Source organism: Roseiflexus castenholzii DSM 13941 (assembly GCF_000017805.1).
Taxonomy (GTDB): Bacteria; Chloroflexota; Chloroflexia; order Chloroflexales; family Roseiflexaceae; genus Roseiflexus; species Roseiflexus castenholzii.
This window is the reverse complement of the sequence record NC_009767.1, coordinates 4,403,696-4,416,071: the sequence shown is the minus strand read 5'-3', so window position 1 is coordinate 4,416,071 and position 12,376 is coordinate 4,403,696. Positions and strand designations below refer to the sequence as shown.

Annotated in this window: 11 protein-coding genes; 5 read left to right on the top strand and 6 right to left on the bottom strand. The window is 59.8% G+C overall.

Features of this window, described 5'->3' with window-relative positions; translation table 11 throughout:
- Nucleotides 1-11 precede the first annotated feature (11 nt).
- The 5 genes from RCAS_RS17485 to RCAS_RS17465 all read left to right on the top strand — a co-directional run bounded on the left by RCAS_RS17485 (nucleotide 12) and on the right by RCAS_RS17465 (nucleotide 6,070).
- Nucleotides 12-524, top strand: coding sequence for an NADH-quinone oxidoreductase subunit J family protein (locus tag RCAS_RS17485; protein WP_012121860.1), 513 nt, complete (start codon nucleotides 12-14; stop codon nucleotides 522-524).
- 170 nt (nucleotides 525-694) lie between these two features.
- Nucleotides 695-997: an NADH-quinone oxidoreductase subunit NuoK gene (gene nuoK, locus RCAS_RS17480; RefSeq protein ID WP_012121859.1), complete on the top strand. Its 303-nt coding sequence runs from the start codon at nucleotides 695-697 to the stop codon at nucleotides 995-997.
- Nucleotides 998-1,065: 68 nt separating this feature from the next.
- Nucleotides 1,066-3,030 (top strand): NADH-quinone oxidoreductase subunit L, encoded by a 1,965-nt coding sequence (nuoL, locus tag RCAS_RS17475; RefSeq protein WP_012121858.1) that lies wholly within the window; start codon nucleotides 1,066-1,068, stop codon nucleotides 3,028-3,030.
- Nucleotides 3,031-3,035: 5 nt separating this feature from the next.
- Entirely contained in the window at nucleotides 3,036-4,559 is a 1,524-nt protein-coding gene (locus RCAS_RS17470) for a complex I subunit 4 family protein (protein WP_012121857.1), read from the top strand.
- Between the two features lie 32 nt (nucleotides 4,560-4,591).
- Nucleotides 4,592-6,070, top strand: a complete 1,479-nt coding sequence (locus RCAS_RS17465) for an NADH-quinone oxidoreductase subunit N (protein ID WP_041331023.1) — start codon at nucleotides 4,592-4,594, stop codon at nucleotides 6,068-6,070.
- A gap of 197 nt (nucleotides 6,071-6,267) precedes the next feature.
- Here RCAS_RS17465 and RCAS_RS17460 read toward each other — a convergent pair whose 3' ends face one another.
- The 6 genes from RCAS_RS17460 to RCAS_RS17435 all read right to left on the bottom strand — a co-directional run bounded on the left by RCAS_RS17460 (nucleotide 6,268) and on the right by RCAS_RS17435 (nucleotide 12,365).
- Entirely contained in the window at nucleotides 6,268-7,137 is an 870-nt protein-coding gene (locus RCAS_RS17460) for a serine/threonine-protein kinase (RefSeq protein WP_012121855.1), read from the bottom strand.
- 243 nt (nucleotides 7,138-7,380) lie between these two features.
- Nucleotides 7,381-7,638: a hypothetical protein gene (locus RCAS_RS17455; protein ID WP_012121854.1), complete on the bottom strand. Its 258-nt coding sequence runs from the start codon at nucleotides 7,636-7,638 to the stop codon at nucleotides 7,381-7,383.
- Between the two features lie 218 nt (nucleotides 7,639-7,856).
- Nucleotides 7,857-8,309, bottom strand: a complete 453-nt coding sequence (locus RCAS_RS17450; protein ID WP_232280055.1) for a lipoprotein — start codon at nucleotides 8,307-8,309, stop codon at nucleotides 7,857-7,859.
- Nucleotides 8,310-8,357: 48 nt separating this feature from the next.
- Nucleotides 8,358-9,179, bottom strand: a complete 822-nt coding sequence (locus tag RCAS_RS17445) for an alpha/beta fold hydrolase (protein WP_012121851.1) — start codon at nucleotides 9,177-9,179, stop codon at nucleotides 8,358-8,360.
- 482 nt (nucleotides 9,180-9,661) lie between these two features.
- Nucleotides 9,662-11,626, bottom strand: a complete 1,965-nt coding sequence (locus RCAS_RS17440; protein ID WP_041331021.1) for an ATP-dependent helicase — start codon at nucleotides 11,624-11,626, stop codon at nucleotides 9,662-9,664.
- A 1-nt stretch (nucleotide 11,627) separates the two neighbouring features.
- Complete coding sequence (locus RCAS_RS17435; RefSeq protein WP_012121849.1) at nucleotides 11,628-12,365, bottom strand: Uma2 family endonuclease; 738 nt, start codon at nucleotides 12,363-12,365, stop codon at nucleotides 11,628-11,630.
- Nucleotides 12,366-12,376: the final 11 nt, after the last annotated feature.

The following is a 12,376-nucleotide window of genomic DNA, read 5'->3' as shown; positions in this document are numbered from 1 at the left end:
ACGAGGCAGCCATGGAACTTATTATTTTCCTGATCACGGCTGCTGTGGCCATTGTGGGCGCGGTTGCAATGCTGCTCAGCCCGAATGCCATTCATAGCGCCATCTTTTTGTTGATCAACTTCGTTGCTATTTCGGTGCTCTATGTGCTGTTGTACGCGCCATTCCTCTTCGTGATTCAGTTGATTGTGTATGCTGGCGCGATTATTGTGCTGTTCCTCTTTGTGGTGATGTTGCTTGGCGCCGAGCGCGCGGAGGATACGCGCGAACGGTTTGCCTGGCAGCGGCCTCTGGGACTGACGCTTGCAGCGATTCTGCTTGGATTGATCGGTTACATTGTACTGCGTGGCCCGGCATCTGGGGCGATGGTGGCGGATCAGCAGTTTGCCGCACCCGAACGCATTGCCGAGACGCTCTTCACAACGTATCTGCTGCCGTTTGAGATTACAGCGTTTCTGCTGCTTGCGGCGATTGTTGGGGTCGTGGTGCTGCATATGTCGGGCAATCATGCGGAGAGCAGGGAATAGGGGTCAGGGGTTAGCGAAGCAATCCGGGTGTTCATGATGCTTGACAGCCTATCATACGATCCGGGTTGTGTCCGGCGTTCTGGTATGGCAACCGGGCGAAGTGCGACGTCTCCTCGAAACAAACGTATGGTGGACTGCACGTATCGCCTGATGCTACGTCGAAATGCTCTATGGTGCCAACGAGTTACTATATTCTGCTGAGCGCATTGCTCTTCACGCTTGGCGTGGTCGGCGTCATCACGCGGCGTAATGCGCTGGTTCTGTTCATGTCGGTCGAGTTGATGTTGAACTCGGCCAACCTGGCGCTGGTGACTTTCGCCATGGCGCGGCAGGACGTCGCCGGGCAGATCGTCGTCTTTTTCGTTATTGTGGTGGCGGCTGCGGAGGTCGCGGTTGGGCTGGCGCTGTTGGTGGCGATCTTTCGCACGAAACATACCACCGATGTTGATGAAATCAACGCATTGAGAGGGTGAATAAGCGCACAGGCGCGAGCGCGAAACGCTAAGCCTCTCGCCTCTTGCCTGACAGGATACATTCCGCAATGAACTGGATTATCTGGCTGATACCTGCGTTTCCTCTCCTTGGTTTTCTGCTCAACATGCTGATGGTGCGCCGGGAGCGTGATGCCGGCATGCTTGCCGCCGCCATGGTGGGATTGTCATTTGTTGCGACAATCGTGGCGATGGCACTGCTCGAAAGCGCGCCTGCCGACGCCAAACGGTTGACCTGGACGCTGTGGGAATGGATCAGCATAGCGGATTTTCGCGTCGCGTTCGGGTTGCTCTTCGACCCGCTCACTGCGGTGATGGCGCTGCTGATCACCGGCGTCGGCGGGCTGATCCACATCTATTCCATCGGCTACATGCACGGCGATGTGCGCCCGGTCCGGTTCTTCGCTTTTATGAATCTGTTCGTCTTTGCCATGCTGATGCTGGTGATGGCGGACAATCTGTTGCTGCTGTTCCTCGGTTGGGAAGGCGTTGGCTTGTGTTCGTTCCTCCTCATCGGGCACTATTTCGACCGCCGCACCGTGCCGCCAGGCATCAACCCCTCTGACGCAGCCGTGAAAGCCTTTGTGGTCAACCGCGTCGGCGACGCGGCGATGCTGGCGGCGCTGTTCGCCATTGTTACCAATGTCGGCACGCTGTCGTTCTACGATAATCCGCAGCTTGGCATCGGCGGCTATCTGGATCAGGCGATCATCATTGCAGGTGAGACCGTCGATCTTGGCGCATTCGGGCAGTTGCCGCTCATTGCGGGGATCACCCTGCTGATGCTGGTTGCTGTGGCGGGGAAATCGGCGCAATTGCCGCTCTTCACCTGGTTGCCCGATGCAATGGCGGGTCCTACGCCGGTGTCGGCGTTGATCCATGCGGCGACTATGGTGACATCCGGGGTTTACCTGATCGTGCGCAATCATACGTTGTTCGACCAACCGGCGTCGGCGGCGCCGTGGGTGCTGGTGATCGGTGTGATGACTGCGTTCATCGGCGCAACAGCAGCCGTGGCGCAGCTCGATATCAAGCGCGTGCTGGCGTATTCGACCGTCTCGCAACTTGGCTATATGGTCGCTGCCGTGGGGATGGGGGCGTATGTTGCGGGTATGTATCATCTGCTCACCCACGGTCTGTTCAAGGCGCTGCTCTTTCTGGCAGCCGGTTCGGTGATCCACGGCATCGGCGGGCACCAGGATATGCGGCGCATGGGGGGGTTGCGCGATAATCTGCCGATGACCTTTCGCCTCTACCTGATCGGCGCGCTGGCGTTGAGCGGTATCTTTCCGCTGGCAGGGTTCTGGAGCAAAGACGAAATCATCGCTCACGCCTGGTTCGATGCGCGCAGTCCGCTGGCAGCGATCATTCTGATTCTGACCTCGGCAGTCACGGCGTTCTATATGGGTCGTCAGATCGGCATGGTCTTTTTCGGGCGGCCACGTGATCCGGCGATGCACGCGCACGAGAGCGGCGCCATGATGCGCTGGCCCATGGTTGCGCTGGCAGGCGGCGCCGTTATTGGCGGGTTGATCAATTTCCCTGGATTGCACTGGCTGAACAGTTATCTGCGTCCGGTGCTCCAGGAACCGGAGGTTATCTATACGTTCGGCATGGGGATTCTTGCAACGATCACGACGCTGGTGAGCGCCGGCGCCGGGTACCTGGGCTGGAAAACCTATGCGCGCGACCTGGAGCCGCGCATCCGTATTGGTAAGGACGATCCGGCATTCCGGTATCTCGGCGATCTGTGGCGTGGCATGGAGATTGGCTGGGGTCTCGACTGGCTCTACCAGCGGGTTTTCGTCCGTCCCTATCGTACAGCGTCGGTGTTCCTCAGCCAGGTGGTTGATCGCGAGGGTATTGATGGCGTCCTGGTCGGTGGCACAGCGCGCGGACTGATGCGGTTGGCGCAGGGCTTGCGTCTCGTGCAGACCGGGTATGTTCGCACATACGCTCTGATGTTTTTGGTGGGCGTGATCATTGTGGTCGCATTCTTCGCATTGCGCGGTTAGTATCCATGAACAGTTTGCCGCTGGTATCAATCACAATCTGGTTGCCGGCGTTGGGGGCGCTGACGGTGCTGGCGTTGCCGCGCGAAAACGTCGCTGCGCAGCGTGGTGTGTCGCTGGGCGCTTCTCTGCTGGCGCTGGCTGCCGCGTTAGGGGTGGCGTTCCTCTTCGACCCTGCGCGCGCCGGTTTTCAAATGGTCGAAAGTGTGGCATGGGTGCCATCCTGGGGCATCAGTTATACTGTCTCGGTCGATGGCATCAGTCTGTGGCTGGTGTTGTTGACCGCGCTCGTGACGCCGGTGGCGCTGGTAGCCAGTTGGGGAACGGTCGAGCGCCAGGAGCGCGCGTTCCATGCGCTGGTTCTCCTCCTGGCGAGCGGTTTGTTTGGCGTCTTCACGGCGCAGGACATGTTGCTCTTCTATGTCTTCTTCGAGTTCACGCTGATTCCCACGGCGTTGCTGATCGGCATCTGGGGCGGTGCAGAACGGCGTTACGCCGCAGTCAAGTTCTTTGCCTACACCTTCAGCGGTTCGGTCTTTCTCCTGCTGGGGATGATTGGACTGTACCTGCTCCACGGGCAGGCGACCGGCGTCTATACCTTCGACACGGCGACAATTCTGGCAAGTCTGCAACTCGGTACGCTGCGACTCGATGCGGGCGCGGAAAGGCTTCTCTTCGGGCTGTTCTTTATCGGCTTTGCGGTCAAGGCGCCGATCTGGCCCTTCCATACCTGGATGACGACGGCGCACGCCGAGGCGCCGTCGTCGGGCGTGGTCGATGTGATCGGGTTGCTGATCAAGATCGGCGCCTATGGGTTGATCCGCTACAATGTGCAATTTTTCCCGGCAACCGCTGCCTGGGCTGCGCCGGCGGTCGGCGTGCTGGCAGTTATTGGTATTCTGTATGCGGCATGGATTGCGTATCAGCAGACTGATATGAAGCGTCTGCTGGCATATGCGTCGGTCAGCCATCTGGGGTTGATCGTGCTGGGCATTTTTGCGCTGAATGTGCAGGGAATTGCGGGTGCGGTGGCACATATGGTCAATAGTGCGCTGACAACCGGCGCATTGTTTCTGGTGGTGGGGATGCTGGCAGCGCGACGCGGCTCGCGGGAACTGAAATCGTTTGGCGGGTTGTGGAAGACAACCCCATGGCTTGGCAGCCTGACCTTCCTGTTGGTGCTTGGGTCAATCGGTCTGCCGGGATTGAATGGCTTCATCAGCGAATTCGTCGTGCTGCAAGGTTCGTGGCGTTCTCCGGGGCTTGGCTGGCGCTATGCGTTGCCTGCGATTCTGGGTGTCGTGCTGGCGGCGGTCTACCTGTTGCATATGTATCGAACAGCGTTTATGGGCGATACCCCGCCGGAACTGGCGCAGGCGCCCGACGTGCGACCGCGTGAACTGGCGTTGTTGATTGTTCTGGCAACGCCGGTGGTGGTGTTTGGGCTGTATCCCAATCTGCTGTTTGGACCGATGCAGCAGTCGGTGACGCAGATCGCGCAGGGAACGCTGCCGTTTCTGGCAGGTCGTTGAACGTTGCCCATGTAATGTGGAATGACACACAGATGACCGAAATCGTGATTCCTCCTGTTGACTGGCGCGTGGCGACGCAACTCAGCATCATCTTTGGCTGGGCGTCGGTGTTGCTGGTCATTGCCTTGTTTGTGCCACGTTCACGTACCCGGATCGTCGGGTATCTGGCGATGGTGGGCGCGATGGTTGCTGCGGCAGTTGGTATTCCGCTGTGGGGCGTCAACGCCGAGACCTTCAGCGGCATGCTGCGGCTAGACTCCTATAGCCTGACGCTGAACTGGTTGTTTCTGGCAGCGGCTGCCATAACCATGGTGCTGTCGCTCGACTATCTGCCACGCCAGGGAATCGAGCGAAGCGAGTATTACGTGCTGGTGCTGTTCGCCACCGGTGGCATGATGTTGCTGGCGCAGGGCGCGGACCTGATCATTCTCTTTCTGGGTCTGGAACTGCTGTCAATTGTGCTGTATGTGCTGACCGGCTTCGCCTATCCGCGCAACGCTTCGGAAGAAGCAGGGATGAAATATCTGCTGATCGGCGCATTCGCGGGCGGGTTCGTCGTGTTTGGCATTGCTCTGCTGTATGGAGCGACCGGCAGCATGAATCTGCGCGCCATTGGTGAGACGCTGGCACAACAGACGTTGACTCTCGAAGAACGCATCTATCTGCTGGCGGGTGCGGCACTGGTCGTCGTTGGTTTTGGCTACAAGGTTGCAATGGCGCCATTCCATATGTGGGCGCCGGATGTCTATGAAGGCGCACCGACGCCGATAGCCGGGCTGCTCTCGGTCGGTAGCAAGGCAGCAGGGTTTGCGGCGCTCCTGCGGTTCCTGGTCGAGGCGCTGGCGGGCGAGTGGCAGATCTGGGCGCCGGTGCTGGCGGTGCTGGCGATTGCAACACTGGCGGTCGGGAATATCGGTGCGCTGACGCAACGCAACGTCAAGCGCATGCTGGCGTATTCGAGCATCGGTCACGCCGGGTACATCCTGTTCGGCGTGATTGCCGCCGGCGCGCCGGGTGGCATTGCCGGGCAACGCGGCGTTGAAGGCGTTCTTCTGTACCTGATTGCATACACCTTTACTAATCTCGGAGCGTTTGGCGTATTGATCGCTCTCGAACATCGCGGCGAAGCAGCCTGGGATATGAGCGATCTGGCAGGGTTGTGGAGTCGGCGTCCCTGGCTGGCGGTCGCCATGGCAGTTTGTATGCTCTCGCTGGCTGGCGTCCCGCCGACCGGTGGTTTCTGGGGGAAGTTCTATGTGTTCACTGCCGCCTGGCTGTCGGGCATGGGCTGGATCACAGTCATTGGGGTCATTGTTGCCGCAATTGCGGCATTCTACTATCTCCGCATTGTGGCGCAGATGTTCATGGCGGAACCGGCGCGCGAGGTGCCCTTGCCTATGGACCGCGCCCTGCGGGCAGGTCTTGCGCTCGCAACGCTCGGTGTGCTGATCCTGGGCTTTCTCCCAACGCCTGCGATTGACCTGGTGCAGCGGGTGGTGTTAGGGGGTTAGGGGAACCGAGAACCAAGAACCAAGAACCAAGAACCAGGAATCCCCGTTATACCAATTCCCTGTGAACATCCGGCATGGTCACCCCGAGCAGCGCGGGGGGTCGTGCGCGACCCGCTCAGATTCCTCGCTGCGTTTACCCTGAGCGAAGCGAAGGGCTCGGAATGACACGCATGCGGCATCGTCAATCGTCATTGGTATTAGAGGGTGACGGTCACCTGTGCAACGGACACCGCTACCTTGAGCGTCGGCAGGGACGTATTCGCCGCGACGGCCGCCAGGTCACCCGCCAGCGCGCCTGCCGACTGGTAGCGTTCCTGCGGGTCCTTCGCCAGCGCCTGCTCGAGGACGCGCTGGATGTCAGCAGGCAACGCGGGTTGCAGCATCCGCACATCCGGGATCGGCTCGGTCACGTGCGCAATCAGCGCGCCAATCGGCGTATCGGCGTGGTATGGCGGTCGCCCGCTCAGCATCTCGAACAGCATCGCCCCCAGTGCATACACGTCCATCAGCGGCGAGAGCCCGCCGGGCCGGGTCAGTTCCGGTGCCATGTACTCCGGCGTGCCGATCACGCCGCTGCGCGTTAGGATGGTGGCGGTCTGCATCACGCTGACGATGCCGAAATCGGCGAGATACGGCTGGTCAGTGTGGTCAAAGAGCACGTTGTCGGGCTTGATGTCGCGGTGGATCGATCCGGCGACGTGCGCTGCGTCGAGGGCGGTTGCCAGATGGCTGATAATCCGTGCCGCCTGTGCGAGGGTCAGCGGTCCGTGTCTGAGCCGATCCGCCAGCGAGCCGCCGGTCATCAGGCGCATGACCATAAACGGCTGCCCGGCATCCTCACCGGAGTCATAGAGCGGCACAATCGCGGGGTGCTCCAGCGCGGTGACTGCTTTGATCTCGCGCTGGAAGCGGGCGCGGAAAGTGGGGTCGTGCAGCAGTTCGCGCGGCAGGACTTTGATCACCACTTCGCGGTCGGCTTCGCGGTCGTAGGCGCGGTACACCGTCGCCATACCGCCACGCCCGATTTCGCCAAGGACCTGACAGCGTCCTATCGTGGCTGGGGTCATCAGTGCGCCTCCAGAAGAACGTGAGGATGACCAGCCGCACAAGAGCGGATCATCGCGCCCAACAGTCGCTTCGCTGGAAACGTGAGCATCGTTGCTCGTCCGGAGAGACGTTACTGATCTTGAGACGCAGCGGTGCTGTGAGATGTTCAGAGTCTTCCGTCAGGGCAAACCTACGAGTGAGATGTATACGCCTGTTGTTCCCTATCACATACGCACGAAGATCGAACAGCAGCAGATCAAAGATTACTCATCACGGCAGTATTCCTCAATCAGTTTACTAAGCATATGCTCATCAATGTTCTGTACATATGTGCTGACAAAGCGCTCAATAGCGATCTGCCCGTTCTCGAAAAACTCCACTTCCCAGCGCTCGCCAGGCACAACCATTTCGACCATAATCGAGTCGCGTATATGCGCCAGTCTGTAGTCAATCTTTGCATCCTCAAGCCTGTCAAGAAACTCCAGCAGCTTACCTAGAGCAGTTTGAGCCAATGCAGTCATCGATCAAACCTCCGATCTGTCAGGAGTTTGTGGATGGTGCTGAAGCCGGGTTTACCCTGACGCACACCCTCCTCAATCTCGCGCCAGGTCAACTTCGCAATCTCTTTCCAGGATGGTGAGCCCGGTTCGAGTGTCGCCCATTTGATACGTCCCAATTTTCGCTTGAGAATGTCACCTACCTTTGTTTCCGGGTCAACCATAGCGTCAAGACACCCGGCTCACTTCGTTCCTCGCAGCGTGTAGACGACAATGCCCTCACCGCCGAACTTCGACGCATCGATCGCGCCGATGACAAGCGCCGTCGTGCCGTGCTCGTACCCGTCGAGCAACACATCACCCTGAAGACCGGGCATACGCTTCAGATGCCACCAACCATTCTGGGTCAACGCCATGTAGTGGTTCTGCACGTCCTCCAGCGAACCATCGGTGACAAGAAAAATCTCTTCGACCAGTGACTCTTCTTTGACGGCGTCTTTGCGCATTTCTTCAATCGCTACGTTCTTCCAGGAGGCGATGATCTGATCGATCTTGGGGCTGCCGCTGCTCTCGAATGGCCGGGCATTCGGCGGCGGCGGCACGCTGATGTCGCCTCCGCCGCAGGCGGCAAGCGTAAAGAGTGCCAGAATAACGATTGTGAGCAATCGAATACCGCGCATGATAGTAACCTTCATACCACATCATCGAACCACGTAACGATGAGGAAGTATACCATACTGCTCTCAGCGTTGCGAGCCATTGTCCGCGTGTGCATCGAGGAATCGCCGCAGCAGTGTGTTTACAGTTTCAGGCGCCTCGACTGTGGATGTGTGTCCCGCACCGGGGATGACGATCAGAGACGAGTGGGGGATGCGCTCGAATATGCGTCGGGCTTTGTCGGGTGGGGTCGCTACGTCCTGATCGCCGACGATGATGAGCGTTGGCGCTGTGATCCGGTCGATCTGCTCATACACCCCCTGTCGCTCAATGACGCCCCGCACGGCGCGCGAGATGCCGATTCGGTGATTGGCGGTCATCCGTTTGCGCCACATTGCTCGCTCCTGTGCGCGGTTTGGATCGGTCAGAAACGTTTTGCCGAACATGATCGGCATCACCTGATCGGCAACCAATCGCAACCCCAACCAGCGCGCAATGAAATTGAGCAGGCGGTACCGCCCCACATTCTCGCGTGGTTCCGGGTCGGCTGAGGTTTCCAGCAGAATGAGTGATCGGATCAGATCAGGACGGCGGATCGCCAGTCGCATGCCGACAAACCCACCCATCGAGAGACCGACGAAGTGACAGGGAGCGGCGTGCAGCGCTTCGATCAGCGCCGCTGCATCGTTCGTAAGGGTGTCCATGTCGTATCCTGAGTCGGTCACTTCGCTTTGCCCCTGCCCGCGAAAGTCGAAGGTAATGCACCGATACCGATCCTTGAGCGCGTTGACCTGATGATCGAACATGCGTCCGCTCCACAGCAAACCGTGTGCAAACACAATTGTTTCAGGACCGGTTCCGTGTTCCTCGTAGGAAATGGTCGCTCCGTTTACCCGTATCTCAGGCATCGGCGTCCTCCAACGTTATACTAATGCGCGGTCAGTCCGCCCGGCGGCTATAAAGCCCGCCTGCGCGGACTTAGCCGGGCGATGGCATTCTTTTCTCAAAAACCATTATTGAATCCACTGCAAAAAGGCTTAACCACCAAGGAAACGAAGCACACGAAGTGAATAAAAATGAAAAGCATTTCCTTTGTGTCCCTTTGTGACCTTCGTGGTTACAGCCTTTTGCAGTGAAGTCATTATTGTCCAAATGATCGTGCATGAGTGTTAGAATGGGTGCAGGCGCCCTTTTAAGGCTTAACCGCCAAGGAAACGAAGCACACGAAGTGAATAAAAATGAAAAGCATTTCTTTTGTGCCCCTTTGTGACCTTCACGGTTAGCTTTTTGCAGTGCTATTGTCCAAATGATCGTGCATGAGTGTTAGAATGGGTTCAGGCGCCCTTTTGCGGTATCTCCCACTTTCGCACCTCTCCATTCCCTGGAACATTTATGATGCGACGTTTCTCCCCGCCCGCTCGCGCCCATATGCCTCGATTTCGTTGAGGAATCGTGATGGTTTCGTCGGTTTTCCGCGCACCCGGCTTGCCGCCCAGGAAAGGTACAGTTGCTCGCCGGCACGGGTCAGCGCAACGTAGCAGAGGCGACGTTCTTCCTCCACGCCATCCGGCGTCACCAGGCTGTGTTCGTGCGGCAGCGTCCCTTCCTCCAGACCCGCAACGAATACGATGGGCCACTCCAGACCTTTGGCTGCGTGGATGGTGGACAACTGCACCCGATCACGTTCATCATCGTCATCATCGGCGCTGGTCAGTAACGCCACTTCTTGCAGGAAGGCATTGAGCGCAGTATGCTCGGCAGCGGCATTCGCCAGTTCCTGCACATGAGCGCGCGCATCTGCCAGTTCCTCCGGTTCCAGGCGTTGCTCGAGCCACGCCTGGTAGCCGATACGTTCGAGCACATCAGCCAGCACATGATCAGGGGGCATGCCGCCGTCTACAAGCCGCCGCCAGCGGACGAACAGCGCCGCCAGTTGTCGCGCGCTCTCTGCGGCTTTTGGCGACAGCGCCGCAAGGACCTCGGGATGTGCCAGTGTTTCGGAGAGAGATAATCCTCGCTGCGCGGCAAAGGCGGAAAGCGTCGCCAGCGCGCCGGCGCCCAGTCCACGCGGCGGCACATTGGCAATCCGGTTGAAGCTCAGATTGTCGGCGGGATTGTTGACAACACGCAGGTATGCCAGCGTATCACGCACCACGGCGCGCTCGAAGAACCCGGTTGCGCCACGCAACGCATATGGGATGCGTACATGACGCAGCGCTGATTCAAATGTGCGGCTCATATGGCGTGAACGGTAGAGGATCGCTATGTCGCGTGGACGACGCCCACGTCGCAGGAGATCGACGATGCTGCGCGTCACACGTTCGGCTTCATCGCGCGCATCTTTGGCGTCCACAATCTGGAGCGGCGGAACATGCCCGGCGCCGCGCGGCGGCTCCGGTTTCGTTGCGCGCAGCGCCATGGGCTGAACTGCACGACTATGACGGATGACCGCATAGGCGGCATCGAGGATCGGTTGGCGGCTGCGATAGTTTGTCGCCAGTTCGATCACTCGCGCTTCGGGAAAATCGCGCTCGAATCGCGCAATGATCGTATGGTCGGCGTTGCGGAAGCCGTAGATCGCCTGCATCCCATCACCAACGGCGAAGAGCGAGCGCACATGTCCATTGGCGGGTGATGGGCGCGTCAGTAACTCGACCAGCGCGTACTGCGCCGGATCGGTGTCCTGATACTCGTCGATCAGAACATGCCGCCAGCGCGCCTGGCAGGTGTCCAACACATCGGGATGTTCGGCGAGCAACCGGTGGGTCAGCAGAATCAGATCATCGAAATCAAGCGCGTTGGCGTGTTCCAGGCTGCGCTGATAACGCTGGTAACATCCAGCGACGAAACGCTCCAGGTCATCACGGGCGAAGCGCGCTGCCAGGCGCGGGGTGAGCAACCGACTCTTGGCGCGCGAAATGTGACGGAGCAGTTCTGTCGGTTCGAGGAGGACCGGCGGACGTTCCCGCGCTGCGTCGAGCGCCAACGCTGCCAGTTGCGCCTGCTCATCTTCGGCGTAGATCGTAAAATCGGATGTGTACCTGCCAATGCGACCGGTGATATGTTCGCGCAACAACGCTGCACAGACCGAATGGAACGTGCCAGCAGTGAGACCTCGGATCGATACGCCGGGCAGATTGCGCAGGCGCTGTCGCATTTCACGCGCCGCCTTATTGGTAAACGTGAGCGCCAGAATGTGCGATGGGGACACACCACACTCCGCAATCAGGTATGCGATCCGCAGCGTCAACACGCGCGTTTTGCCGCTGCCGGCTCCGGCGCGCACCAGGATTGGACCGGGAGGCGCAGTGACGGCTGTGTATTGTTTGGGGTTGAGCGAAGCCAGGAGAGACATGTCAGGCAATATCATCTGGGTTCAGCCCCAGCGCGCGCAGCCGCTCCGCCAGCCGCGCGGCGCGCTCCTCGGCGGCGCGCGCACGCGCTTCCGCTTCTGCTCGCGCGCGCGCTTCGGCTGCGCGCGCCTCGGCTTCCTGGTGCGCACGCTCCTCGGCGGCGGCGCGCGCCTGCGCCAGTTCCTCAAAAGTCAGAAACGGTCGTCCGTCCGGGTAGAACAACTGGATGGCGCCATCCCGCACGGCGAAGCGCACCCCCAGCAGCGGGCTGACCCAGCCGTCGATGTCGTCGATGACCGTCAAGGCGCCGTCCTGCCGCACCCAGCCGCTCACATCGCCGCGTTCGGGGTCGATCAGGTAATACTCCTGCACGCCGTAGCGGTTGTAGAACTCGAACTTGCGCGCCATTTCGCGCAGCGTATTGCCGGGCGAGAGGACCTCGAACACCGCCTGGGGCGGCTGATTCCCCTCTTCCCACTGCAAATAGGCGCCGCGGTCGCCCTTGGGGCGTCCGATGGCGACCAGCACGTCGGGGGCGCGGCGGATGTCGGGCCGCCCTTCGACGGGGTACCAGAGGAGATCGCCAGCCACGAAGACATCGGGACGGTCGGCGAACAGCGCCGCCAGGTTGCCCTGGAGCATGACAATCCAGCGAAACTGGAGCGTATTGTCGGCCATCGGCTGACCATCACTTTCGGGATACACGATGGCGCGCGTCTGCTCCATCGTTGTCGCGCTCATAGCCCCTCCCT

What these genes read in the sequence shown, in the direction of transcription:
- nuoL (WP_012121858.1), top strand. Translation starts at nt 1,066, where the DNA reads ATGAACTGGATTATCTGGCTGATACCTGCGTTTCCTCTCCTTGGTTTT.
- RCAS_RS17445 (WP_012121851.1), bottom strand. Translation starts at nt 9,179, where the DNA reads ATGCCTGAGATACGGGTAAACGGAGCGACCATTTCCTACGAGGAACAC.
- RCAS_RS17485 (WP_012121860.1), top strand. Translation starts at nt 12, where the DNA reads ATGGAACTTATTATTTTCCTGATCACGGCTGCTGTGGCCATTGTGGGC.
- RCAS_RS17470 (WP_012121857.1), top strand. Translation starts at nt 3,036, where the DNA reads ATGAACAGTTTGCCGCTGGTATCAATCACAATCTGGTTGCCGGCGTTG.
- RCAS_RS17435 (WP_012121849.1), bottom strand. Translation starts at nt 12,365, where the DNA reads ATGAGCGCGACAACGATGGAGCAGACGCGCGCCATCGTGTATCCCGAA.
- RCAS_RS17450 (WP_232280055.1), bottom strand. Translation starts at nt 8,309, where the DNA reads ATGAAGGTTACTATCATGCGCGGTATTCGATTGCTCACAATCGTTATT.
- RCAS_RS17460 (WP_012121855.1), bottom strand. Translation starts at nt 7,137, where the DNA reads ATGACCCCAGCCACGATAGGACGCTGTCAGGTCCTTGGCGAAATCGGG.
- RCAS_RS17440 (WP_041331021.1), bottom strand. Translation starts at nt 11,626, where the DNA reads ATGTCTCTCCTGGCTTCGCTCAACCCCAAACAATACACAGCCGTCACT.
- RCAS_RS17455 (WP_012121854.1), bottom strand. Translation starts at nt 7,638, where the DNA reads ATGACTGCATTGGCTCAAACTGCTCTAGGTAAGCTGCTGGAGTTTCTT.
- nuoK (WP_012121859.1), top strand. Translation starts at nt 695, where the DNA reads ATGGTGCCAACGAGTTACTATATTCTGCTGAGCGCATTGCTCTTCACG.
- RCAS_RS17465 (WP_041331023.1), top strand. Translation starts at nt 4,592, where the DNA reads ATGACCGAAATCGTGATTCCTCCTGTTGACTGGCGCGTGGCGACGCAA.